Raw genomic sequence first — 22,747 nt, forward strand, 5'->3', positions numbered from 1 at the left:
CCCAGGCGGGAGGACGCGCAGCGGTTGCCGGCCGGCTAACCCGCCCAGGCCCGGGCGGTCCTGACGATCTCCTCCAGGTGGCCGCTGTGCGCGCCGTGCCAGTAGACCTGGCCGCAGGACGCGCAGCGGCCGTAGGCGTCGTAGCTGCGCCGCGTGCCGGCCTCCAGCACGGGCTCGACCTCGTCCTTCGTCACGGCCACCAGCACGCCGTTGCACGCCGTGCAGCGCGTCCACGGGCGCAGCGGCGGGGCGAAGCGTTCGAGCAGGTCGCGGAGCTGGTCGGCGGGGGCGGAGCCGCGGACGTACGCGCCGAGCCACAGCGCGCGGCGGCGCAGCAAGCCGCGGTCCTGCGTGAGCAGCACCCGCCGCTCCTCGTTGGCCTGCACCACCAGGGCGGGGTCGTCCATGTCGTTGTGGTAGGCGGCGTCGATGCCGAGCAGCCGCAGCCGCCGTGCCAGCGTGCCCAGGTGCACGTCCAGCAGGAAGCGGGGCTCCTCGGGGAGCTGCTGGGGGCGGGGGACCGGGTGCACGTCCACCACGTCGCCCGCCGCGAGCTGGTACGAGGGCGGCACGCCCCGGCCGTCGAGCAGCATGGGCCCCACCTCCGTCAGCGGGACGCCGATCGACTCGACGTGGTGGCCGAGCGTGGAGGTGGTGTCGGGGGTCACCTCCTGCCACTCGTGGCGGCGGCTCGCGGGCAGGAACATCCTCAGCTCCGGGGAGATGCGCAGGCGTGCGGTCGTCACACCGTCCATTCTGTTCCACCGGCTAACGTGAATTCATGTCCATATCCCGCCGCACCTTCCTGGGGCTCGCCGTGCTGGCGGCGGCCGGGTGCTCGGGGCCGGAGGACGGGTCGTTCGAGCTGCGGCTGGCGACAGGGCTGGCGGGCGGGCCGTACCGGCCGCTCGGGGACCGGCTCGCGGAGGAACTGCGGAGCGGTGGGATGCGGGTGAAGGTGATGCCGACCGCCGCGAGCGTGCAGAACCTCACGATGATGGCCGACGGGCGGGCCGACGCGGGGTTCGCGCTGGCCGACAGCGCCGACGACGCGGTACGCGTGCGTCACCAGCCCGTCGCCGCCCTGGCCAGGATGTACATGAACTACGCGCATCTGGTCGTGCTGAAGGACTCGGCGGTCACCACGGTGCAGCAGCTCGCGGGCAAGGCCGTGTCCATCGGCGTCGAGGGGTCGGGGACCGCGGTGACCGCCACCCGCGTGCTGGCCGCCGCCGGGCTGGGAGAGCCGCCCGAGATGGCCAGGCTCGATCTGGACGCCTCCATCGAGGCGCTGCTCGGCGGGAAGATCGAGGCGTTCTTCTGGTCCGGCGGGGTGCCCACGCCCGCGCTGGCCTCGCGGGACGACGTGCGGCTGGTGTCGCTGGAGGCGCTCGTGCCGGTGCTGCGGCGGCGGTACGGGCCCGTGTACGAGGACGCGTCCGTGCCCGCGGGCACCTACGGCGGCACCAGGTCCGTCCGGACGGTGGGCACGCCCAGCTACCTGATGTGCCGCAGCTCGCTGTCCGCCGACCTGGCGTACACGATCACCGAGACGCTGTTCAGCTCCCGCGACCGTCTCCAGGCGCCGTCGGCACCCGGGGGGCGGCTGGACGAGCGGTACGCGATCGGGACCGGCGTCGTGCCGCTGCATCCCGGCGCCGCCCGCTACTACCGCTCCGTCTACGGTTGACCTGCGCTCACGGTCGAGCAGTACCTACGGCCCGAGCAGTGCCTACGGCTGACGCGGCAGCCGGAGCTCCACCACCAGCCCGTGCGGCTCGGCGGGCAGCAGCCGCAGCGTGGCCCCGCACGCCCTGGCCAGCTCGGCGGCGATGGCCAGGCCCAGTCCGCTGCCCGGCACGTTCGCGTGCGTGCCGGAGCGCCAGAAGCGGCCCATCGCCTCCGCACGCTCCTCCTCGCTGAGCCCTGGGCCGTCGTCGGCCACGCGCAGCACGCCGTCCTCCAGGGTGACGGTGACCGTGCCGCCCGCGGGGACGAACTTCTGGGCGTTGTCGAGGGCGATGTCCGCGATCCTGGCCGCGGCCTCCGGAACCCCGGCCTTCCCGGAGATGCCGGTCAGCAGGCGCACGTCCTTCGCCGCGTACACCTCCCGCCAGAGCGCCAGCCGCGCCGCCAGCTCGACCTCCTTGCCCTCGACGCCCGCGCCCGCCTCCACCTTCGCCAGCGCCAGCAGGTCCTCCACCAGCAGCGCCAGCCGGTCCAGCTCCGCCATCGCCTCCTCGAACTCGGCCGTTCCCTCGCCGCGCAGGTGCGGCTCCAGGTTCTCCAGCCGCAGCCCGAGCACCGTGAGCGGGGTACGCAGCTCGTGCGAGGCGTCGGCCACGAACGCCCGCTGCCGCTCCATCGCCCCCGCGACCGCGTCCGCCATCGCGTTGAAGCGCTCCTCCAGCCGCCGCAGCTCCGACGGGCCGACACCGGGATGCGCCCGCGCGTCCAGCCGCCCCTGCGCGATGGCCTGCGTGGTGCGGTCGAGCTCCGTGACAGGGCGCAGGATCCAGCGGGCCAGCCGCCTGGCCACCAGCGCCGAGTACCCCAGCGCGACCAGCGCGCCCAGCGCCAGCGCGCCCCACACCAGCGACACGTCCAGCCGGGCCTGGTCGGTGGGCGCCTGCAGCAGCACCACGCCCGAGATCGCCGCGTCCCGTCCCGCCGGCTCCGCCAGCAGCACCGTGGCCGGGCCGAACGGGGTGATCAGCGGCAGGTCCTCGGTCGTCCGGCCCGACAGGGCCAGGCGCAGCGCGTCCCGGTCGTCGGCCTCGAACCGGCCGGCGGACAGGCGCAGGGAGCCGTCGCGGTCACGTACGCGGACGGCGGCGCCGTACAGGTCGGCGTAGCGGTTGATCTCGGCGATCAGCCCTGTGTGGTCGTCGTCGCGGGTCGCCTGGTCGGCCAGCTCAGCGAAGCGGGTCGCGTCGGCGCGGCGGTCGAGCAGCAGCCGGTTGGTGCGGTGGGAGGCGTACGACAGGCCCAGCGGCACCGCCAGCGCCGCGACCAGGAACACGATCAGCGTCGTGAACGTGACCACGAGCCGCGAGTTCACGCCGTCGAGCCCAGCCGGTAACCGGTCCCGCGCAGCGTCTCCACCAGCCCCGGGCGGCCAGTCTTCGAGCGCAGGTTCGCCACGTGCACGTCCAGCGAGCGCGAGGCCGACAGCAGCGGGTCGCCCCAGACCTCGTCCAGGATCTCCTCCCTGCCGCGCACCACGCCGGGCTCGCGCGCCAGCATCGCCAGCAGGTCGAACTCCCGCCGCGTCAGCGTCACCGGCTCCCCGGCCACCGTGACCTGCCGCGATTCGAGGTCGATGCGCACGTCGCCGACGTTCACCACGTCGTCGCGCTGCGGGCGCGGGCGCGTGCCGCGCCGCACCACCGCCTCCATGCGGGCCATCAGCTCCACCGTGCGGAACGGCTTGACCAGGTAGTCGTCCGCGCCCGAACGCAGGCCGCGCAGCACCTCCCGCTCCTCGGTGCGGGCGGTCACCACGATCAGCGGCACCACCGACACCCGGCGCAGGCGGCGCAGCGCGTCCAGCCCGTCCATGTCGGGCAGCCCCAGGTCCAGCAGGACGAAGTCGACGCCCCCCGCCAGGCGGAGGGCGTCCACGGCCAGGCCCGCCCGGATGACCTGATGGCCGTGCCGGGCCAGGGCCTTGGTGAGGGCGGCGGCGAGCCGATCGTCGTCCTCGACCAGCAGAACTCGCATAACGCCAGGTTAGACGCGCGAGGGGACCGATTCCTGCGTGACCTGCTCGGTACGGGACAGCGCGACGTCCCTGGTCTCACGCATGGTGAGGTACACGACGAGGGACACGGCCGCGCAACCCGAGACGTACCAGAAGAAGCCGGACTCGATGCCGCTGTCCTTGAACCACAGCGCCACGTACTCGGCGGTGCCGCCGAACAGGGCGTTCGCGATGGCGTACGGGAGCGCCACGCCGAGGGCGCGCACGTTCGTCGGGAACAGCTCGGCCTTCACCACCGCGTTGATCGAGGTGTAACCCGTCACGATCACCAGGCCGGTCAGCGACAGCACCAGCCCGCCGCCGAAACCCTGCACCCCGCCGAGCGCCGTCATCAGCGGCACCGTGCCCAGCATCGACCCGATCCCGAACGTGATCAGCAACGGCCTGCGCCCGATCCGGTCCGACAGGCCGCCCGCCAGCGGCTGCAGGCACATGAAGATGAACAGCGCGCAGAAGCTCACCAGCGTGGCCGTCTCCTTGGCCAGGCCCGCGGTGTTCGACAGGTACTTGGTGAGGTACGTCGTGTAGGTGTAGTACGCGACCGTGCCGCCCATCGTCAGCGCGATGACCAGCAGCGCCTCCTTCTTGTGGTTCAGCAGCGCCCTGATCGTGCCGCGGCCCTCGCCCTTCCCGCTCTCGCGCTCCTCCTCGTCGTACGCCTCCGTCTCCAGGAGGTTGCGGCGCAGGTAGAACACGACCGCGGCGGCGGCCGCGCCGACCACGAACGGGATGCGCCAGCCGTACGAGCTCAGGGCCTCCTGGGACATCGTGTTCTGCAGGATGATCTGCAGGCCGAGGCCGATGAGCTGGCCGGCGGTCATGGAGACGTACTGGAAGCTGGAGGCAAAGCCGCGGCGGCCGCGCGGGGTGGCCTCGGTCAGGTACGTGGCGCTGGCCGCGTACTCGCCGCCCACCGACAGGCCCTGCAACAGACGCGCCACCACCAGGACCAGGGCGCCGAAGTAGCCGACCGCCTCGTACGTCGGGGCGATGGCGATCAGCAGGGCGCTGGCCGACATGAGCGTGACCGTGAGCGTGAGCGCCGCCTTGCGGCCCTTCCTGTCGGCGTAGCGGCCGAGCAGCCAGCCGCCGAGCGGGCGCATGAAGAAACCGACGGCGAAGATGGCCGCGGTGTTGAGCAGCTTCGCCGTGTCGTTGCCCTCAGGGAAGAAGGAGGCGGCGAAATAGATGGCGAAACTGCTGTAGACGAACCAGTCGTACCACTCGACCATATTGCCGATGGAGCCGCCGATGACGGCCTTCCACGGCACGCGTGCCTTGCTCACGAACCACCTCCTGGGGGGAGTACCTGCTGGTCAGAGCCTTATGGCAGAAGGTTGTTCGGACAAGGGAGGAGGGGTGATATCTAACGTCCGCTTAACATGACTTCTTACGCGGCATTAACGCCGTCGCAACAGCGGGGTGGCAGGGGCGGCGGCGCGGAGGCAGGTGGCGGTGGGTCAGCTCAAGGGGGGATTGGCGTTCTTCGCCCGTTCCAGCGCCAGGTCCGCCCACCACTCGCCGCTCGGCGGGGAGACCACGCCGCGCTCGGGATCCTGCTCGCCGTCCGTGCCGCGCCTGCACCGGCCGCTGGAGGTGCCCGCGCGGGCGATCCACAGGTACGCGTCCACCAGCTCCTCGCCCGTCTCGGTCGTGGGCCGGTCGCCGGCGCCCCTGCCCGGCGGGTTGCACCAGGTCTGCGGGTCCTCGTAGCGCTTCTTGGGAGACCAGGAGCCCTGGCCGTTCCGGCTGGTGTCCACCACGAAGTGCGGCATGGCCGCCGGGTCCAGGCCGGCGTCCTGCGGGCAGGTCTTCCCGCCCGACTTCAGCCGTACGCTGATGCAGGCGGACAGCGCCTTGCCGTACTCGACGCTCTTGGCCGTGCTCTGGTAGCCGGCCGTGTTGACGAAGAACCCGTCCGCCTTGTCGATGCCGGCGCCGATCAGGCGCTCGGCCATGATCTCGGTGCCCGGCCAGTGGTCCTGGCTGCCGTCCAGGTAGACGGCCGTGCCGGGGTTCGCCTTGAGAGTCTGTACGGCCTGGCGCAGGTCCTGGTAACGCTGCTCCGGCGAGCCCTGCCGCGTGGGGCACTGCTCCGTGCCCGGGACCCTGACCAGACTGCCCGGCTCCAGGATGACCACCGCCTTGGAGGCGCCTATCTGGCGGGCGACGCCGGCGAGCCACTCCTGGTAGGCGGGCATGGCCGAGGCGCTCGCGGGGAGGCACTCGTTGCCCGGCATGTAGCTGATCAGGAACACGGGGACGCCGCCTGCCTGCTCCGCAGCGGTGACCGTCGCGTCCACCTTCGACCTGACCTCTGGCTGGTTGAGGCGGATGGCGTGGGGGACCTGGGCCAGCTTGCGCATGAGCTCGGCGTCCGCTGGGCGGTCGTCCTTCCACAGGGCCGCCTGGCGGCCGGCGCCCGGCTCCTCCGGGGCGTAGAAGGTGATCGGTTCTGTCGATCTGAGCGGGTTCCGGGAGGTGGTCGGCGGGTTGCCGGTGGCTGAGGGTTTGCCGTCGGCCGGTGCTTTGCCGGGGGTGGTGGTTGCCGGTGCGGTCGCGGGCGTGCTGGTGGCGGTGGTCGGGTCCTCGCGCATGGCCAGGGCAGCCGAGACACCGCCCACCGCGACCGCCACGGCGGCTGCGGCGGCCAGGATCTTGCGCTGCCCGGCCACCGCCGCCATACGATCCTTGCCGCCTGTGCCTGTGCCTGTGCCTGTGCCGCCTTCGCCGTGCGTGCTCGCGCCGCCCGCGTTCGCGCCGCTGCCCATCCCGGACGCGCTTGCGCTTGCTGCGTCCACGCCGCCCGCGTCCGGCCCGCCCGTGCCTGGCCCGCCCGTGCCCGGCCCGCCGTGGCTGCCCGTGCCGCTCGGGGTGCCGGTGCTGAGGTGGTCCATGAGGGCCTGGGCCGTGGGGCGGGCCGATGGGTCCTTGGAGAGGGAGGCCAGGACCAGGTCGAGGAGCGGTCCCGTGAGGCCGTTCAGGGTCGGGGGGTCTTGGACGATGCGCAGGAGGAGGGACGGGATGGAGCCGGAGCCGAACGGCGGGGCGCCGCCGGCGGCGAAGGCGACCGTGCAGCCCCAGGAGAAGATGTCGGAGGCCGGGCCGACGGCACCGCCCGACACCTGCTCGGGCGACATGTACGCGGGCGTCCCCAGGACCGTGCTGCTCGCGTCGGAGTCGGCGAGCCAGGCGATGCCGAAGTCGATGACCTTGGGGCCTACCTGGGAGAGCAGCACGTTGGAGGGCTTCAGGTCGCGATGCACCACCCCGGCCCCGTGGATGGCCCGCAGGGCCATCGCCATCGAGGCCGCCAGGCCGTCGAGGGCGGAGCCGCGCAACGGTCCAGAGGTGTCGACGGCCTCCTTGAGGCTGGGGCCCTCGACGTACTCCGTGACCAGGTACGCGAGCCGCCCCTCCACGTCGGCGTCGAGGACGGGCGCGGTGCAGAAGCGGGCGACGCGCTGGGCGGCGGCCACCTCCCGGGCGAAGCGGCGCCTGAAGTCGGGGTGCGCGTCCATCCTGGCGTGCAGGAGCTTGACGGCCACCCGCGTGCCGACGGGGTCGCGGGCGAGGTAGACGACGCCCATGCCGCCCTCGCCCAGCCGGCCGAGGAGGGTGTACGGGCCCACCTGCCCAGGGTCCCCGTCGCGCAGCACCTCCAAGGTCATAGACGCTCAGGTTAGCCCGGATGATCCTTACCGACTACAGGGTCAGCCGCCACTGGTGCCACTCGTCGAAGAGCTCGAAGCCCATGGCCTCGTTGATGGCCAGCATGTGGCGGTTGGTGGTGGCGTTCCAGGTGATGACGCGCTCGACCTGCGGCTCGTGCTCGCGCAGCCACAGCAGGTTGGAGAGCTTGAGCAGCAGGCCGAGCCGGTGGCCGCGGTGCGCGCGCAGCACCGCCGTGTCGCCCTGCTGGGCCCAGCCGTCGGTGCGGCCGGTGTCGAGGAAGAGGCGCGTGTAGGCGGCGGGGGCGCCGTCCGTGTCGCGGCGGGCGATCGTGGTGTAGCAGGTCTGGCCGATCTCCGGCATGCTCTCCTCGCGGGCGCGCAGGCGTTCGACGCTGAAGTTCTGCTCCTCGACGTCGCCGTGGCGCGGGGCGTCGTTCATGCCGTTCAAGAGGGTCGCGAGATCGGGCAGCCGCTCGGGCGCGGTCGGGCCGATCCAGCGCTCCAGGGTGTAGCCCGCGACCTCGGGGACCATGCGTTCCAGCGCGGGCCAGTCGGCCTTGCGCAGATCGAGCGTGCGGCGCGCCTCCGACAGCGCCACGCTCATCCCGTGCGCGCCGGCGAATCGCGCGCCGGTGCCGGTGGCGGGGGTCTCGGTGAGCAGCAGGGTACGGCCGTGCGCCCGCAGGCGGTCGAGGGCGTGGCCGAACAGGGCGGCGCCGAGCCCGCGGCCCCGGTGGCCGGGGTGCACGACGAGGGGGAAGATCCAGCCCGCGTGACGGTTGTCGAGCTGGGGGAAGGCCAGCGCGTAGCCGCCCACGACCTGGTCGCCCTCGATCAGGGCACAGGCCTCCACCCGCTGGGACGGTGAGTGCGCGCACATGTCGCGGCGGAAGCGGGCAAGCGGGATCACCGGGCCGGCGTCCTCGTGATAGCCGGCCACGTACGCGGCGTGCAGGCCCGCGACGAGGTCGTCGTCGGAGGGGTCGCCCGGCTGGTCGGGAATCGTGATGGGCTGGATGCGCATCCCTCCAGCCAAGCGCACGCCCACCGGGCGGGGCCAGCGGTTTTATCCGGCCTGGCCTACTGGCGGTAGTTCTCCACCTCGCCGGCCGGGCGGGCGCTGGCGCCGTCGGGGTCCTCGCCCGCGGTGCGCCTGGCCCGGCGCTGCCTGAGCAGGTCCCAGCACTGGTCGAGGGCCGTCTCCAGCTCCTTGATGCGCGCGTGCTCCTGGTCGGAGGTCACCTCGCCGGCGGACATCCTGCCGCGCAGCTCGTGCTCCTCGGTGACCAGCGCGCTGATCGTGGTGAGAATCTCGTCGTCCCGCATGCCCAAGACTCTAACGACCGCGTGATAGAACACGCCCCATGGCTGGTATGGCGCTGGTAAGGAAGCCCGGCCCGAGGATCTCCGAGGGCATCGTCACGCACATCGAGCGCGAGCCGGTGGATCACGAGCGGGCCGCCGCCCAGCACGGCGCCTACGTCGAGGCGCTGGCCCAGGCGGGCTGGCGGCCGGTGTACGTCCCGCCGGCCGACGACCTGCCCGACGCGCCGTTCGTGGAAGACACCATGGTGGTGTCGGGCCGGCTGGCCGTGCTGACCAGGCCGGGGGCGCCGCGGCGGCGGCCGGAGGTGGAGTCGGTGGCGCGCGCCGTGCACGAGCTGGGCATGAAGTCGGTCAGGATCGTGCCGCCCGGCACGCTCGACGGCGGCGACGTGCTGCAGGTGGGCCCCACCGTGTACGTGGGCAGGTCGGCCAGGTCCAACGACGAGGGCATCGCCCAGCTGACGGCCCTGCTGCCCGAGCGCCGGGTCGTGCCCGTGGAGCTGCGCGGCGTGCTGCACCTGAAGTCGGCGGTGACCGCGCTGCCCGACGGGACGCTCATCGGGGATCCGGCCTGTGTGGACCTGCCCGGGGTGCTCGCGCCGGAGGAGGAGGCGGGCGCGCACGTGGTGGTGCTGGGAGAGGACCGGGTGCTGCTGGCCGCGTCGGCCCCGAAGACCGCCGTCATGCTCGAAAAACGCGGATATTTCGTGACGATGGTAGATATCTCGGAATACGAGAAGCTTGAAGGTTGTGTCACCTGCTTGAGCGTGCTCGTGGGCGACTGACTGTTCTCAGATCCTGAGATGCTGGGCGGTGCATCCCGAGACGTCTGGTAGCGTGCATGGCATGCTGCGCGGGCTCCTTCTTAGCTGCCGCGGCGGGGGCCTGTAAGGCCGGCTCCCTCGCCGCGGAGCGAGTCATGCGCGTCGGCCGCTTTCTTCCTGAGACCGACGAGGAGCATCCGATCATGACCGCTCAGCAGCCCAGCCGCATGCCCGTCCATCGTTACCAGCCGTTCGAGCCCATCCGGCTGACCGACCGCACCTGGCCCGACAAGGTGATCACCAAGGCGCCGCGATGGTGCGCCGTGGACCTGCGCGACGGCAACCAGGCCCTGATCGACCCGATGGACTCGCACCGCAAGCTCCAGATGTTCGAGCTGCTGGTACGCATGGGGTACAAGGAGATCGAGGTAGGCTTCCCCGCCGCCTCGCAGACCGACTTCGACTTCATCCGGCAGATCATCGAAGAGGGCCGCATCCCCGACGACGTGGTCATCCAGGTGCTGACGCAGGCCCGTCCCGAGCTGATCGAGCGGACCTTCGAGTCCATCGAGGGCGCCAAGCAGGCCATCGTGCACCTGTACAACTCGACCTCCACCCTGCAGCGCCGCGTCGTCTTCGGCCAGGACAAGGACGGCATCACCGCCATCGCCGTCGAGGGTGCCAAGCTGGTCAAGAAGCTCGCCGACGCCACCGACGTGGACGTCTTCTTCCAGTACTCCCCGGAGTCGTTCACCGGCACCGAGCTGGAGTACGCCGTCGAGGTGTGCGACGCGGTCAACGAGGTGTGGCAGCCCACGCCCGACCGCAAGGTGATCATCAACCTGCCCGCCACGGTCGAGATGGCCACCCCCAACGTCTACGCCGACCAGATCGAGTGGATGCACCGCAACCTCAAGCGCCGCGACTCGATCATCCTGTCGCTGCACCCGCACAACGACCGCGGCAGCGCCGTGGCCGCCGCCGAGCTGGGCTACATGGCGGGCGCCGACCGCATCGAGGGCTGCCTGTTCGGCAACGGCGAGCGCACCGGCAACGTCTGCCTGGTCACCCTGGGCATGAACCTGTTCTCCCAGGGCGTCGACCCCGAGATCGACTTCAGTGACATCGACGAGATCCGCCGGGTCACCGAGTACTGCAACCAGCTGCCCGTACACCCGCGCCACCCGTGGGGCGGCGAGCTGGTCTACACCGCCTTCTCCGGCTCCCACCAGGACGCCATCAAGAAGGGCTTCGAGCACCTGGAGCGCGACGCGGCCGCGGCCGGGGTGCCGGTGGACGAGTTCGCCTGGGCGGTGCCGTACCTGCCGATCGACCCGAAGGACATCGGGCGCAGCTACGAGGCCGTCATCCGGGTCAACAGCCAGTCGGGCAAGGGCGGCGTCGCGTACATCATGAAGGCCGACCACCAGCTCGACCTGCCGCGCAGGCTGCAGATCGAGTTCTCCAAGGTGGTGCAGGCGCGCACCGACAGCGAGGGCGGCGAGATCAGCCCGGCCGCGATGTTCGAGATCTTCCGCGACGAGTACCTGCCCAACCCGGCCAACCGCTGGGGCCGCCTGAGCCTCATGGCGCACCGTCACGAGTCCACGGTCGACGACAAGGACCTCATCAGCGCCGACGTGCGCCTCGACGGTGAGATCCGCGAGATCGAGGGCAAGGGCAACGGCCCGATCTCGGCGTTCATCGACGCGATCGCGCGGGTCGGCATGCAGGTGCGGGTCCTCGACTACGTGGAGCACGCGATGAGCGCGGGCACCGACGCCAAGGCCGCCTCCTACCTGGAGTGCGAGGTCAACGGGAAGGTGCTGTGGGGTGTGGGCATCGACGCCAACACCACGACCGCCTCGCTGAAGGCCATCATCTCCGCGGTCAACCGCGCTGCCCGCTGACGCCTCCTGCTCTGTCAGGGGTACGGCGAGCGTCCCGTACCCCTGACGTGCCGGAGGCGAGGGAACGTGTCACCCGGGGCGGCGCAGGGTCCGGCGTACGGCCAGGCCGCCCAGGGCCGCGGACGCGAACGCCAGGATTCCCGCCTCGGTCCACTGGAAGCGCCAGAACCTCGACGGCGGGTGGAAGTACACCGCGTAACGGTAGCCCTTGCCGAACAGGCAGGCCTGCCACGCCTCGGCGTGCCTGCTGCTCTGCCGCGTGTCCACGCGACGCTGGCAGCCGCTGTCCGACGGCTCGGCGACCTCCTTCCCGGACGGTTCCACCCAGGTGGCGCTCACCAGCCGGGCGTCGGGATCGTCCAGCAGCACGGTGCCGGACAGCTCGACGCGCGCGGGCTCGGCGTAGTGGTCGCTCACCTGGAACAGCGTGAACATCGTCACCGCCACCCCCGCCACAGCCAGCGCCATCGCGGGCAGCGTACGCCGGAACAGCGTGCCGGCCGCCGTGCCCAGCGCGAAGGCGTACAGCCACCACGCGGCCGGCGCCAGCCCGACCATGTTGAACACGCCGATGTTGCCGAACGTGGAGTCCAGCCCCGTCCTGAACACCGGCCGCCACAGGCTCACCATGAGCGAGAGCAGCAGCCCGCCCGCCACCACGGCCGCGCCCAGGACCGACAGCTTGACCGCCAGCCACCGCCACACGGGCACCGACTGGGTCCAGGCCAGCCGGTGGGTGCCGCGCTCGTACTCGCGCCCGAGCAGCGGCGCCCCCCAGAACGCCCCGATCAGCGCCGGCGCCACCAGCGGCATCCAGCCGAACAACGAGTAGACCGCGTCGTAGCGCTGCCCGAGTGCCACCGCCAGGTCGCCGCACGCCACGGCGGGCCCCGGGCAGCCCGGCGGGGCGTGCTCGGCCACGTACCGGCTCGCCTCCACCGCCGAGCCCAGCAGCAGGGCTCCCAGCACCGCCAGGAAGCCCGCCGTCACCAGGATCTGCGCCCGGTGCTGGCGCCACGTCACCCAGATCACGCGCCCACCCCCGTCAGCCCCGGCAGCGCCGACGACTCGGGGCTGCGCAGGTAACCCATGACCAGCTCCTCCAGCCCCGGACGCCGCGCCTGCCAGCGCGGGTCGGCCGGGAGCGCTCCCCTGACCAGCATGCTGACCTGCCTGCCGGTACGGCTCGCGCCCACCACCCGCGTTCCCGCCGCCGAGGCTCCCTCCGGCCCGGTGAGCAGGTGATGCCCGTCGAGCAACTCCTCGATGTCGCCGCTGACCTGCAGCCGCCCTCCGTTCAGCACGATCAGCCAGTCGCAGGTCTCCGCCAGATCGGAGACGACGTGCGAGGACAGCAGAACGGTCAGCTCCCGCTCGGCGACCTCCGCCATGATCGTGCGCATCACGTCGTGGCGGGCCAGGGGGTCGAGGTTGGCCAGCGGCTCGTCCAGCACGAGCAGGTCGGGCCTGGAGGCCAGCGCCAGCGTGACCGCCACCTGCGCCTGCTGCCCGCCCGACATCCCGCTCACCTTCCGGTTCAGCGGGATGCCCAGCCCGGCGAGCCGGCCGGCGGCGGCGGTGCCGTCCCAGCGGGCGTTCATGCGGCGGCCGAAGGCCAGCATCTCGGCGACGGTGAAGCTCTCGTACAGCGGCTTGTCCTGCGCCACGAACGCCGCCGCGCCGTCCACCCGGATGTTTCCCAGCGCCGGCCGCAGCAGGCCGACGGCCGCGTGCATGAGCGTGGTCTTGCCTGCGCCGTTGGGACCGACGAGCGCCGCCACGCGTCCGGCGGGCACGGACAGCGAGCAGTCGCGCAGGGCCCAGGTACGGCGATAACGGACTCCCAGCCCGGTCGCCTCCAGCGCGGGACTCATGCCACCCCCTTCTTCGCGGCGTCGGCCAGGACCACGGCGAACAGCGTCCGCACGTCCTCCTGATCGAGCCCGGCCGCGAGCGCGTCGCGCATCCACGCCTCCAGGCCGCGCCGCAGCCGCGTGTGCTCGGCGAGCGTCGCACCTGCGATGCCCTGGCGGACGAACGTCCCCATCCCCGGCCGGCCCTCGACCAGCCCTTCGCGCTCCAGCTCCCGATACGCCTTGAGCACGGTGTTGGGGTTGATGGCCAGGCTTTCCACCACCTCGCGGGCGGTCGGCAACTGGTCACCGGGCCGGAGCGTGCCGAGTCTGAGAGCCTGTTTGACCTGGTGAACGAGCTGGAGGTACGTCGAGACCCCCGAGCCGCGGTCCAGGCTGAATTCGATCAACCGAAGCACCCTTTCACTATTTAAGTAGTGAAAGGGTGTTGGATGGAGGAGATGTTGTCAATTCCTGCCGCACCGCCGCCGCATAGTGAACGTTGCGTTTCTATGAGTTGAATCCTATGCTTCTTAGAGAACGATCCGTTTACTAAGGAGGCGGTGTCGTGGGGCTCGTGCTGGCCGGGTTGATGCTGGCGATGCTGCTCGGCGCGCTGGATCAGACGATCATGGCGCCCGCGCTGCCCGCCGTCGCCGGCGCGCTGGGCGGGCTCGACCGGATGCCCGCCGTCGTCACCGCCTACCTCGTCGCGGCCACCGTCGTCATGCCCGTCTACGGCAAGCTCGGCGACCGGTACGGCCGCAAGCCCACCATGCAGGCCGCGATCGTGATCTTCGTGACCGGAGCCGTGCTGTGCGGGCTGGCCACGACGATGCCGCAGTTCATCGCCTTCCGCGCGATCCAGGGGCTGGGCGGCGGCGGCCTCATGATCGGAGCTCAGGCGATCATCGGTGAGATCGTGAGCCCGCGGGAGCGGGGGCGTTACCTCGGCCTGTTCGGCGCCGCGTACATCGTGGCCGCCGTGGGCGGGCCGCTGGTCGGCGGGTTCTTCGTCGACGGGCCGGGGTGGCGGTGGATCTTCGCCGTCCACCCGCCGCTGGGGCTGCTGGCACTGGTGCTGCTGAGCGTGGCGCTGAAGCTGCCGCGGCCCCGTACGAGGGCGCCGCTCGACGTGGCCGGGGCCGCCACGCTGGCCGTCGCCGTGGTCGGGGTGGTCATGGTGGGGGAGAGCGGGAATCCCGCCTACCTGGCCCTGGCCGCCGCGGGCGTGGTGGCGTGGCTGGTCAGCGCGCGGTTCGCGCGGGATCCGATCCTGCCGCTGCGGCTGTTCCGCGACCGGGCGTTCGCCGTGCCCGTGGCGATCAGCCTGCTCATCGGGTTCGCGCTGTTCGGGACGATCACGTACCTGCCGGCGTACGCGCAGATCGCCCTGCACACCGGCGCCACGCAGGCCGGGCTGCTGGTGACCGCACTCATGGGCGGCGTGCTGCTCACCACCGTCGTCTCCGGCCGGCTCATCACCAGGACAGGCACGTACAAGCCGTACCCCGTCGCGGGCACGGCCCTGGCGGCGGCCGGGCTCGGGCTGATGGGCCTGGCCGGGGCCGGGCCGGTCGTGCTCGTCCTCGCCCTGCTGCTGACCGGGCTCGGGGTCGGGCTGGTCATGCAGGTCATGGTGCTGGCCGCGCAGAACGCCGTGGACCACGCCGACCTCGGCGCCGCCACCTCGTCGGTGACGTTCCTGCGCCAGGTCGGGGCGTCGGCCGGGGTCGCGCTGGTGGGGGCGCTGATCACGCTGCGATCGGGACTGTCCAGCACCTCGCCGTCGAGCCTGCCGGAAGGGGTGCGTGAGGCGTTCGCCGCCGCCGCGCCCCCGGTCTTCGCGGCCATGGCGCCGCTGCTGGTCGTGGCCTTCTTCCTGGCCCTGGCGCTGCCCGCGCGCCCGCTTCGTACCACCGCTCATGTCGAGGAGAATCCGTGAAACTCGTCGCACCCCTGAACGCCTTCGGCCGCGCCGACCTGGCCATCGCCGGTGGGAAGGGCGCCAACCTGGGCGAGCTGGTCAGGAACGCCTTTCCGGTGCCCGACGGGTTCGTCGTCACCACGCACGCGTACGAGCTGGTCACCCGGGGCGGGGACCCGCGGGTCAGCTCCGAGCAGGTCGAGCTGCCCGAGGACGTGCGGCAGGCGATCACTGGCGCGTACGCCCGGCTCGGCGGCGGGCCCGTGGCCGTGCGGTCGAGCGCCACGGCCGAGGACCTGCCAGGTGCCGCGTTCGCCGGCCAGCAGGACACCTACCTCAACGTCGTCGGCGAGCAGGCCCTGCTCGACGCCGTACGCCGCTGCTGGGGCTCGCTCTGGACCGAGCGCGCCGTCGCCTACCGCGCCAGGCTGGGCATCGACGACGCCGGCGTGCGGATCGCGGTGGTCGTGCAGAGCATGGTGGAGGCCGAGGTGGCGGGCGTCATGTTCACCGCGGACCCGGTCACCGGCGACCGCGCGCAGCTCGTCATCGACGCCAGCAGCGGGCTCGGCGAGGCCGTCGTCTCCGGGCTCGTCACGCCGGACCACTACGTGCTGGACGCGCGCGGGCGCATCGACTTCACGCCCGGACGCCGGGAGGTGGTCATCCGCAGCGCGGCCGGCGGCGGGGTCATCCGCGAGAGCGGGGATCAGGCACGAGCCCGGCGGCAGACCGACAGCGAGGCGGGGAAGCGGCAGGCGGACAGCGGGGCGGCGAAGCGGCAGGCGGACAGCGAGGCGGGGGAGTCGGCCGGGCGGCCTGCGGGCGGCGGGGCGGGGGAGTGGGCCGGGCGGTTGCCGGATGCGGTGGTGGCGGAGCTGGGGCGGCTGGGCCGCGGCGTGGCCGCGCATTTCGGGCGGCCGCAGGACATCGAGTGGGCGTACGCGGGCGGGCGGCTCCACCTGCTGCAGGCGCGCCCGATGACCGCGCTGCCGCCGCCCCCGGTGGGCCGGCTCAACCCGGTGCAGCGCCGCCTGGCCACGGTCCTGCTGGAGTACCTGCCCGTGCGGCCGTACCCGATCGACATGTCCACCTGGGTCCCGTACGGGCCGGCGGGGCTGATGCGCAACGTCCTGGGCAGCTTCGGCGTGCGGCGCGCGTTCGACGGCTTCCTGCAGGAGGAGGACGAGGTCGTCCACCGGTTGCTGCCCCCGGCGCCGAAGCCGGCCCCGAAGGTGCTCGCGGCGCCGTTCCTGGTGCTGGCCAAGGCCATGCGGTACGACCCCGCGCGGTGGACGCAGGACCGGCGCTTCCACGACTACCTGGCGGCGATCGAGGCGCTGCGTGCCCGCGACCTGCGGGCGATGCCGTGGGCGGAGCTGCTGCGCGTGCCCCGGCAGGCGCTCGCCCTGGTCTCGCCCGTGGCCGACCTGCGCGTCGACTACCTGCCGGGCACCGGGCTGGCGTTGCTGCGGTTGCTGGTGGCGGTCCGGCTGCTGGGGCGCCGGGAGCTGTTCGCCGATCTGTTGCACGGGGCGCGTACCCGGACCACGGACACCAACCGCGCTCTGGAACGCCTGGCCGAGGTGGCCCGGCGCACGGGAGCGCTGGAGCCGGGCCCGCCGCCCGCCGAGTTCGCGGACGCGCTGGCGGCGTTCCTGGACGAGTACGGCCACCGAGAGACCGCCAGCCCCATCCTCGTCACCCCGCCCACCTGGGCGGACGCCCCCGAGGTGGTGCTTGACTTGGTAAAGGTGCTGGCCGCGGGGTCGCCTGCGCGGAAGGAGCCGGATGGCGCGCTTGAGCCCCTGCTCGCCCACCCCCTGCTGCGACGCTCGAAGCGCCGCCGCGCGCTGATCACGCGCTGGGTGGAGGCGGCGCGCGCGGGGGTCGCGTTCAGGGAGGACAGCCACTTCTACTTCACGATGCCGCAGCCCGTCCTGCGCAGGTCGCTGCTGGAGCTGGGCCGCCGCCTGCGCGACGCGGGCGTGCTGGCCGCGCCGGAGGACGTCTTCCACCTGCGGATGGCGGAGCTGGAGGAGATCGAGGACGTGGCCACCCTGCGCGGGGCGGACGCCGAGCGGCTGCGCGAGACCGTCGGCCGGCGGGCGCTCAAGCGGGAGGAGCTCTCGGGCATGCGGCTCATCGACCCGGCCGCGGTCTTCCCGCCCGCCGATACCGGCGACGCGCTGCTCACCGGCGCCCCGGCCGGCGGCGGCACCGCGACCGGGCCGGTGAAGGTGATCGTGAAGCCTGCCGACTTCGGCCGGCTCGCCGCCGGTGACGTGCTCGTCTGCCCGTACACGAACCCGTCGTGGACGCCGCTGTTCCAGCACGCGGCGGCCGTGGTGGTGGACACCGGCGGCGCGGCCTCGCACGCGGCGATCGTGGCCAGGGAGTACGGCATCCCGGCTGTCATGGGCACCGGCACGGGCACCTCGGTGCTGGCGGAGGGGCAGCTCGTCACGGTCAACGGCGACACCGGCACCGTCCGCGACGCTGCCACAGGCGCTGCCACGAGCGCTGCTACCAGCTCCGGCTCGGGCACAGGCGCCGGCGCTTCCTAGAATGCATGCCATGGTCACCGACCACCGCAAGCTGCCACGACGCCGGGGCGAGGCGCTCAGCGCCGCGATCTACCAGGCCACCCTCGACGAGCTGGCCGAGGTCGGCTACGCCGGGCTGACCATGGAGCGCGTCGCCGAGCGCGCCAAGGCCAGCAAGGCCTCGCTCTACCGGCGCTGGCCCACCCGCATCGAGCTGGTGATGGAGGCGGTCTACCAGTCGCTGCCCAACCCGGAGAGCTCGCCCGACACCGGCAGCCTGCGTGGTGACCTGCTCGCCATGCTCACCCGTACGGCGCAGGCCCTGTCCGGTCCGGCCGGTGAGGCGATGCGCGGGCTGCTGGGCGAGGCGCTGCGGGGCGAGTCGCCGCTGAGCACCATGCGGCGCAACTCCCAGGGCACGGCCAGGAAGCTGATGGAGGAGGTCGTGCGCCGGGCGGTCGAGCGCGGCGAGGTGGATCCGGCGGACGTCACCCCGCGGCGCCTCGACTCAGGGCACGCGCTGCTGCGCCACCACTTCCTCTTCGAGGGGCCGCCGATCCCGGAGCGGCTGGTGGTCGAGATCGTGGACGAGGTGCTCGTGCCCCTGCTCAAACCGCACGCCACCGGCTGACCGCGCCGCGCCTTCGCGGGGTTGCTCAGAGGCGGGTCGGGCCGAGCGGCGGGTGCTCGGGCAGGACCGCCGGGTCGTGCGGGGAGCGCCCGAGCGCGGTCCGCGCGACCAGCGCCGCCACGCCGATGCTGGTCAGCGCGCCGGCCGCCACCGCCGCCACGTACCACGCAGACCCGTCCCGCATCCCCAGCGCCAGCAGCCCCGCCACGGCCAGCCAGGCGATCGCGTTCAGCACGGCCGCTACCGCCAGCGACCTGCCGGCGGCCCGTGCCGCGCCCGCCATCAGCGGGGACGCCATCGCGGTCAGCGGCAGCGGCAGGACCAGCGCCATGAGGGCCGGTACGAAGAAGCCGCCGGTCATGGCGCCGCCGAGCGCGGCAACGGGATGCCCCCAGCCCAGCGCGAGGCCGGCGTACGTCAGCAGGACGAGGCCGATCGGGAAGGCCACGGCGAGCGCCGTCAGCAGCACCCGCCGCCCTGTCGCCCGCGCCGCCACCCCGTAGGGCGCCTGCTTGCCGGCGGCGCGTGCGGCGATGCCGAGCTGCCAGGGTGACAGCAGCGTCATCGCGCCCGCCGCGACGAAGCACGACGTGGCCGTCCTGAACAACCAGCCGGCCTCCGCGGCCTGCTCCCACGGGAACCGGAGGCCGGACGCGTCACGCACGGCCGGGCCCCACAGCAGCCACAGGGCGTAGACGCCGGCGACCAGGACCGCCGCGAGCGGCAGGCGCAGTGGCCGGGCGCCGGGGATGCGGCGGTGGTGCAGCCACGCGTCGGCCGCCCCGGCGGCCAGGTCGGTCACCGTGCGCAGCCGTACCGGCCGTGAGGCGATCAGGTCGGCGACCTCCTCGCCGTACCGGTCCCGCCACGCCTTCGGGTAGAGGCTCAGCACGGCCCCCGCCACGGCTCGCATCATGCCTGCCCCCATGCCACTCGCCGAACCCCCGCCTGCTCCACCCGGCGCAGCGTGGCGAGCTGCTCGCGCAGCGCGTCACGCCCGCTCCCGGTGATCCGGTACGGCTTGCGCCGCTCAGACGACTCGACCGGCTCGATCCAGCCGCGCTGCTCCAGCCGCATCAGCGCCCCGTAGAGCGTGCCCGGCTCCAGCGACGTGCCCGAAAACTCCTCGATGTCGCTGATCATTCGATATCCGTGTTTTTGCCCCTCTGCGAGGCTGATGAGCACCAGCAGCGCCACGTCCGTGAAGCGGCCGAGCTCCTGAGACTTGCGAGCCATGTATTCAGTAAAACTTAGTAAGTCTCACTGAGCAAGTCCGATCGTGCCCGCCGTCACCCGCATGCTGTGCTCGAAGGCGCCGCGCCGGTCCTCGATGGTGTTGTCGAACTGGCCGAACACCTCGAAGCTGACCCATCCGTACAGGGTCGTCCACGCCGTGAGCGCGCGCCAGATCACGTTGTCGGGCACCCCGGGCATGAGGTCGTGGAACCCGGTCACGTCCGGATCGAGCTCCCGCGGCGCCTCCTCCTCCGGCGCGCGCACCGCGCCCGCCTGCCAGGCGTCGGACATGAGGCGGCCCAGCACGGCCACGTCGCGGATGCGGGCCTCGACCGTGTCCTGCGGCGCCTGGTAGCCGGGGACGGGGGAGCCGTAGATCAGCGCGTACTCGTGGGGGTGGGCCACCCCCCACTCGCGCACGGCGTGGCAGACGGCCAGCCATCGCCCGAGGTGGTCCGCGCGGGGGACCTCCGCCTCGGTGCGTTCGACGGCCTCGCCGAGCGCGTTGTAGCCGTCGATGATCAGTGCGGTGAGCAGGTCGTCGCGGCTCGGGAAGTAGCGGTAGATGGCCGAGGAGACCATGCCCATCTCCCGTGCCACCGCCCGCAGCGACAGGCCGCCGGCCCCCTCGGTGGCGAGCTGGCGTCGCGCGATGTCGGTGATCTCTTTGGTGAGCTCGGCCCTGACGCGTTCTCTGGCAGTGCGGCTGGCTGTCATGGGCAGCAGATTATCAGAGCGGTGCCAACAAACGAGAGCACTGCTCTTGACGACTGGTGCTCTCTTGAGAGAGCATTGCTCTCGTAAGCGGAACACCCCACCCGGAGGCCCCGATGCTCGCCCTCGCCAAGAACGCCAACGCGCTGCTGATGTTCCTCCTGGAGCTCGGCGTGCTGGCCTCCGTCGCCTACTGGGGCTTCACCGTCAGCCCCAACTGGGGCGTCAAGCTGCTGGCGGGGCTCGGCGGCCCGGCGCTGTTCATCACGGCGTGGGCCCTGTTCGGAGCGGGCGGCGGCGCGAACGCCACGTACCCGCTCACCGGCCTGACCCGCGCCGCGCTGGAGATCCTCTGGTTCGGCGGCGGCGCCCTGGCGCTCTACGCCTCCGGGCTGATCACCTCCGCCGTCGTCTTCTCCGCACTCTTCATCGTCAACGCGGTTCTCCGCATCGTCTGGAACGAGGTCTGATCATGGGTAAGCACGTCGTGGTGGGTTCGGGGCAGGTCGGCGCTCATCTGGCCGGCAAGCTCCTCACCCAGGGGCACGAGGTCGTCGTCGTGACCCGGTCGGGCAGCGGCCCGGCAGGCGCGGTCAAGGTGGCCGCCGACGTCGCCGACCAGGCCCGGCTGATCGAGGTCGCCCGGGGCGCCGACGTCCTCTACAACTGCGTCAACCCGCAGTACCACCGCTGGCTCACCGACTGGCCGCCGATGGCCGCGTCGTTCCTGGCCGCCGCCGAGGCGAGCGGCGCCGTGTACGTGATGCTCGGCAACCTCTACCCGTACGGGCCCGTCACGGCCCCCATGACCGAGGACCTGCCGCTCTCCTCCCCGAACCCCAAGTTCCGGGTCCGCGCCCGGATGTGGGCCGACGCGCTGGCCGCGCACGAGGCCGGCCGGATCAGGGTCACCGAGATCCGCGGCTCCGACTACTACGGCCCCGGCGCCAGCGACCAGTCCTACCTGGGCGACCGCTTCACCGTGCCGCTCAAGGCGGGCAAGCCGATCATGTCGCCCTGGCCGATCGACATGCCGCACAGCTGGACGTACCTGCCGGACGTGGCCGACACGATGATCACGGCGGGCGCGGACGAGCGGGCCTGGGGCAGGCCGTGGCACGTGCCCACCGCGGAGCCGCTGACCTTCCGCCAGATGGCGCGGCGCATGGCGGCCGTCGTGGGCGCCCCCGCGCCCCGGCTGCGGTCGATGCCGTGGCCGCTGGTGCGGGTGGCCGGGCTGTTCTCGCCCATGCTCGGCGAGCTGCGGCACGTCCGCCACCAGTTCACCGCGCCGTACGTGCTCGACTCCTCGGCCTTCCAGCGTACGTTCGGCGCCGCGCCTACCCCGGTCGACGTGGCGCTCAAGGCTACGCTCGACGGATGAAGATAGCCATGATCGGTCTGGGCGACATCGCGGAGAAGGCCTACCTTCCCGTGCTGGCCGCCCAGCCCGCTCTCGACCTGCACCTCTGCACCCGCAACGAGGCCCGGCTGCACCGGCTCGGCGACACCTACCGCATCGCCACCCGGTCCACGAGCGTGGACGCGGTGATCAAGGCAGGGGTGGACGCGGCGTTCGTGCACGCGGCCACCGACGCCCACCCCGAGATCGTCGAGCCGCTGCTCAGCGCCGGGATCCACGTCTACGTCGACAAGCCGATCGCCTACACCCTGGCCGAGTCCGAGCAGCTCGTCGGCCTCGCGGAGGCGGAGGGCAGGTCCCTGATGGTCGGCTTCAACCGCCGCCACGCCCCCGGGTACGCCGAGCTGGCCGCCCTGCCCCGGCACCTCGTCCTCATGGAGAAGCACCGGCACACCCTGCCCGACTTCCCGCGCCGGGCGATCTTCGACGACTTCATCCACGTGGCCGACACGCTCAGGTTCCTCGCGCCCGGCCCGGTCACCGGCACCACGATCAGGACCCGCGTCAGGGACGGCCTCGTCGAGCACATCGTCCTGGAGCTGTCGGGCGACGGTTTCACCGCCATCGGCATCATGAACCGGATGAGCGGCGCCGCCGAGGAGAGCTGCGCGGTCATGGGCGACGGCGTCAAGCGGCGGGTGGTCAACCTCGGCGACGTCGTCGACTACCAGGGCGGCGAGACCCTCGCCCGGCGGCCCGACTGGGTGCCGGTCGCGAGCCAGCGCGGGATCGAGCAGATCTGCCTGGAGTTCCTGTCGGCGGTGCGCGACGGGCGCCGCCTCGACGCCGCCGACGCGCTGGCCACCCACGCCCTCTGCGAGGAGATCGTCCGCCACGCGACCGGGACCGGGCAGCCGCAGGCGGGCGGCTGAGACCTGATGGCGTCAGCCGGGCGGCCGAGGCCCGGCACCGTCACCCCGGCGGACGAGGCCAGGCGCCGTCACCCCGGCGGACGAGGCCAGGCAGCGTCATCCGGCCCG

At 72.5% G+C, this 22,747-nt stretch carries 22 protein-coding genes; 9 read left to right on the forward strand and 13 right to left on the reverse strand.

Translation table 11 applies throughout. The features are described from left to right. Positions 1-35: 35 nt before the first annotated feature. A complete protein-coding gene (locus tag AB0I79_RS11905; protein WP_357870632.1) occupies positions 36-755 on the reverse strand; it encodes a Mut7-C RNAse domain-containing protein in 720 nt (239 codons plus the stop codon). Between the two features lie 26 nt (positions 756-781). Between AB0I79_RS11905 and AB0I79_RS11910 the strand changes: the two genes are divergently transcribed. Beyond that, complete coding sequence (locus AB0I79_RS11910; protein WP_357870635.1) at positions 782-1,690, forward strand: TAXI family TRAP transporter solute-binding subunit; 909 nt, start codon at positions 782-784, stop codon at positions 1,688-1,690. Positions 1,691-1,732: 42 nt separating this feature from the next. Here the strand turns inward: AB0I79_RS11910 and AB0I79_RS11915 are convergent, their stop codons facing one another. The 6 genes from AB0I79_RS11915 to AB0I79_RS11940 form a co-directional block, all read right to left on the reverse strand. After that, positions 1,733-3,061: a HAMP domain-containing sensor histidine kinase gene (locus AB0I79_RS11915; protein ID WP_357870638.1), complete on the reverse strand. Its 1,329-nt coding sequence runs from the start codon at positions 3,059-3,061 to the stop codon at positions 1,733-1,735. Beyond that, the gene (locus tag AB0I79_RS11920; RefSeq protein WP_357870641.1) at positions 3,058-3,723 is read right to left on the reverse strand and encodes a response regulator transcription factor; all 666 of its coding nucleotides are present in this window, start codon (positions 3,721-3,723) and stop codon (positions 3,058-3,060) included. The genes AB0I79_RS11915 and AB0I79_RS11920 overlap by 4 nt, the downstream gene beginning before the upstream one ends. Before the next feature lie 9 nt (positions 3,724-3,732). Beyond that, entirely contained in the window at positions 3,733-5,049 is a 1,317-nt protein-coding gene (locus AB0I79_RS11925) for an MFS transporter (protein ID WP_357870644.1), read from the reverse strand. Positions 5,050-5,223: 174 nt separating this feature from the next. Next, complete coding sequence (locus tag AB0I79_RS11930) at positions 5,224-7,434, reverse strand: glycoside hydrolase family 6 protein (protein ID WP_357870647.1); 2,211 nt, start codon at positions 7,432-7,434, stop codon at positions 5,224-5,226. Between the two features lie 34 nt (positions 7,435-7,468). Next, on the reverse strand, positions 7,469-8,461 hold the full coding sequence (locus tag AB0I79_RS11935; RefSeq protein WP_357870650.1) for a GNAT family N-acetyltransferase: 993 nt from the start codon (positions 8,459-8,461) through the stop codon (positions 7,469-7,471). A 56-nt stretch (positions 8,462-8,517) separates the two neighbouring features. Continuing rightward, entirely contained in the window at positions 8,518-8,763 is a 246-nt protein-coding gene (locus AB0I79_RS11940; protein WP_357870652.1) for a DUF2630 family protein, read from the reverse strand. A 38-nt stretch (positions 8,764-8,801) separates the two neighbouring features. Between AB0I79_RS11940 and ddaH the strand changes: the two genes are divergently transcribed. Both ddaH and leuA read left to right on the forward strand, forming a co-directional pair. Beyond that, the gene (gene ddaH, locus AB0I79_RS11945; protein WP_357870654.1) at positions 8,802-9,548 is read left to right on the forward strand and encodes a dimethylargininase; all 747 of its coding nucleotides are present in this window, start codon (positions 8,802-8,804) and stop codon (positions 9,546-9,548) included. Between the two features lie 179 nt (positions 9,549-9,727). Further along, complete coding sequence (gene leuA, locus AB0I79_RS11950) at positions 9,728-11,437, forward strand: 2-isopropylmalate synthase (protein WP_357871641.1); 1,710 nt, start codon at positions 9,728-9,730, stop codon at positions 11,435-11,437. A gap of 69 nt (positions 11,438-11,506) precedes the next feature. On the opposite strand, the gene AB0I79_RS11955 is transcribed toward leuA, so the two are convergent. Genes AB0I79_RS11955 through AB0I79_RS11965 form a run of 3 tightly spaced genes read right to left on the reverse strand, consistent with a single transcriptional unit; the run spans position 11,507 to position 13,700 of the window. Further along, positions 11,507-12,469 carry a hypothetical protein gene (locus AB0I79_RS11955; protein ID WP_357870657.1) on the reverse strand — a complete coding sequence of 321 codons (963 nt, stop codon included), beginning with the start codon at positions 12,467-12,469 and terminating at the stop codon, positions 11,507-11,509. Next, positions 12,466-13,311, reverse strand: coding sequence for an ABC transporter ATP-binding protein (locus AB0I79_RS11960; RefSeq protein WP_357870660.1), 846 nt, complete (start codon positions 13,309-13,311; stop codon positions 12,466-12,468). Before AB0I79_RS11960 ends, AB0I79_RS11955 begins: the two co-directional genes overlap by 4 nt. Beyond that, positions 13,308-13,700, reverse strand: coding sequence for a GntR family transcriptional regulator (locus AB0I79_RS11965; RefSeq protein WP_357870663.1), 393 nt, complete (start codon positions 13,698-13,700; stop codon positions 13,308-13,310). The genes AB0I79_RS11960 and AB0I79_RS11965 overlap by 4 nt, the downstream gene beginning before the upstream one ends. Positions 13,701-13,858: 158 nt before the next feature. Between AB0I79_RS11965 and AB0I79_RS11970 the strand changes: the two genes are divergently transcribed. The 3 genes from AB0I79_RS11970 to AB0I79_RS11980 are packed head-to-tail and all read left to right on the forward strand — an operon-like array spanning position 13,859 to position 18,394. After that, positions 13,859-15,235 carry an MFS transporter gene (locus tag AB0I79_RS11970; protein ID WP_357870666.1) on the forward strand — a complete coding sequence of 459 codons (1,377 nt, stop codon included), beginning with the start codon at positions 13,859-13,861 and terminating at the stop codon, positions 15,233-15,235. Further along, positions 15,232-17,784 carry a PEP/pyruvate-binding domain-containing protein gene (locus AB0I79_RS11975; RefSeq protein WP_357870668.1) on the forward strand — a complete coding sequence of 851 codons (2,553 nt, stop codon included), beginning with the start codon at positions 15,232-15,234 and terminating at the stop codon, positions 17,782-17,784. Before AB0I79_RS11970 ends, AB0I79_RS11975 begins: the two co-directional genes overlap by 4 nt. 10 nt (positions 17,785-17,794) lie before the next feature. Next, positions 17,795-18,394 (forward strand): TetR/AcrR family transcriptional regulator, encoded by a 600-nt coding sequence (locus AB0I79_RS11980; protein WP_357870671.1) that lies wholly within the window; start codon positions 17,795-17,797, stop codon positions 18,392-18,394. Positions 18,395-18,419: 25 nt separating this feature from the next. Here the strand turns inward: AB0I79_RS11980 and AB0I79_RS11985 are convergent, their stop codons facing one another. From AB0I79_RS11985 to AB0I79_RS11995, 3 genes are read right to left on the reverse strand one after another with little or no spacing between them, the layout of a single operon-like run. Continuing rightward, entirely contained in the window at positions 18,420-19,310 is an 891-nt protein-coding gene (locus tag AB0I79_RS11985; protein WP_357870674.1) for a hypothetical protein, read from the reverse strand. Then, a complete protein-coding gene (locus tag AB0I79_RS11990) occupies positions 19,307-19,630 on the reverse strand; it encodes a helix-turn-helix transcriptional regulator (protein ID WP_357870677.1) in 324 nt (107 codons plus the stop codon). The genes AB0I79_RS11985 and AB0I79_RS11990 overlap by 4 nt, the downstream gene beginning before the upstream one ends. A gap of 24 nt (positions 19,631-19,654) precedes the next feature. Beyond that, entirely contained in the window at positions 19,655-20,347 is a 693-nt protein-coding gene (locus AB0I79_RS11995) for a TetR/AcrR family transcriptional regulator (protein ID WP_357870680.1), read from the reverse strand. A 113-nt stretch (positions 20,348-20,460) separates the two neighbouring features. Between AB0I79_RS11995 and AB0I79_RS12000 the strand changes: the two genes are divergently transcribed. Genes AB0I79_RS12000 through AB0I79_RS12010 form a run of 3 tightly spaced genes read left to right on the forward strand, consistent with a single transcriptional unit; the run spans position 20,461 to position 22,639 of the window. Further along, a complete protein-coding gene (locus tag AB0I79_RS12000; RefSeq protein WP_357870683.1) occupies positions 20,461-20,814 on the forward strand; it encodes a YrdB family protein in 354 nt (117 codons plus the stop codon). 2 nt (positions 20,815-20,816) lie between these two features. Further along, a complete protein-coding gene (locus AB0I79_RS12005; protein WP_357870686.1) occupies positions 20,817-21,728 on the forward strand; it encodes an NAD-dependent epimerase/dehydratase family protein in 912 nt (303 codons plus the stop codon). Then, complete coding sequence (locus AB0I79_RS12010) at positions 21,725-22,639, forward strand: Gfo/Idh/MocA family oxidoreductase (protein ID WP_357870689.1); 915 nt, start codon at positions 21,725-21,727, stop codon at positions 22,637-22,639. Before AB0I79_RS12005 ends, AB0I79_RS12010 begins: the two co-directional genes overlap by 4 nt. Positions 22,640-22,747 lie beyond the last annotated feature (108 nt).

It is taken from the genome of Nonomuraea sp. NPDC050202, from assembly GCF_040656115.1.
Lineage (GTDB): Bacteria > Actinomycetota > Actinomycetes > Streptosporangiales > Streptosporangiaceae > Nonomuraea.

Excerpts from the sequence above, each read along its gene's own strand:
- AB0I79_RS11905 (WP_357870632.1), bottom strand. The coding sequence starts at position 755 with ATGGACGGTGTGACGACCGCACGCCTGCGCATCTCCCCGGAGCTGAGG.
- AB0I79_RS11910 (WP_357870635.1), top strand. The coding sequence starts at position 782 with ATGTCCATATCCCGCCGCACCTTCCTGGGGCTCGCCGTGCTGGCGGCG.
- AB0I79_RS11920 (WP_357870641.1), bottom strand. The coding sequence starts at position 3,723 with ATGCGAGTTCTGCTGGTCGAGGACGACGATCGGCTCGCCGCCGCCCTC.
- AB0I79_RS11930 (WP_357870647.1), bottom strand. The coding sequence starts at position 7,434 with ATGACCTTGGAGGTGCTGCGCGACGGGGACCCTGGGCAGGTGGGCCCG.
- AB0I79_RS11935 (WP_357870650.1), bottom strand. The coding sequence starts at position 8,461 with ATGCGCATCCAGCCCATCACGATTCCCGACCAGCCGGGCGACCCCTCC.
- AB0I79_RS11940 (WP_357870652.1), bottom strand. The coding sequence starts at position 8,763 with ATGCGGGACGACGAGATTCTCACCACGATCAGCGCGCTGGTCACCGAG.
- ddaH (WP_357870654.1), top strand. The coding sequence starts at position 8,802 with ATGGCTGGTATGGCGCTGGTAAGGAAGCCCGGCCCGAGGATCTCCGAG.
- AB0I79_RS11960 (WP_357870660.1), bottom strand. The coding sequence starts at position 13,311 with ATGAGTCCCGCGCTGGAGGCGACCGGGCTGGGAGTCCGTTATCGCCGT.
- AB0I79_RS11980 (WP_357870671.1), top strand. The coding sequence starts at position 17,795 with ATGGTCACCGACCACCGCAAGCTGCCACGACGCCGGGGCGAGGCGCTC.
- AB0I79_RS11985 (WP_357870674.1), bottom strand. The coding sequence starts at position 19,310 with ATGATGCGAGCCGTGGCGGGGGCCGTGCTGAGCCTCTACCCGAAGGCG.
- AB0I79_RS11990 (WP_357870677.1), bottom strand. The coding sequence starts at position 19,630 with ATGGCTCGCAAGTCTCAGGAGCTCGGCCGCTTCACGGACGTGGCGCTG.
- AB0I79_RS11995 (WP_357870680.1), bottom strand. The coding sequence starts at position 20,347 with ATGACAGCCAGCCGCACTGCCAGAGAACGCGTCAGGGCCGAGCTCACC.
- AB0I79_RS12000 (WP_357870683.1), top strand. The coding sequence starts at position 20,461 with ATGCTCGCCCTCGCCAAGAACGCCAACGCGCTGCTGATGTTCCTCCTG.
- AB0I79_RS12005 (WP_357870686.1), top strand. The coding sequence starts at position 20,817 with ATGGGTAAGCACGTCGTGGTGGGTTCGGGGCAGGTCGGCGCTCATCTG.
- AB0I79_RS12010 (WP_357870689.1), top strand. The coding sequence starts at position 21,725 with ATGAAGATAGCCATGATCGGTCTGGGCGACATCGCGGAGAAGGCCTAC.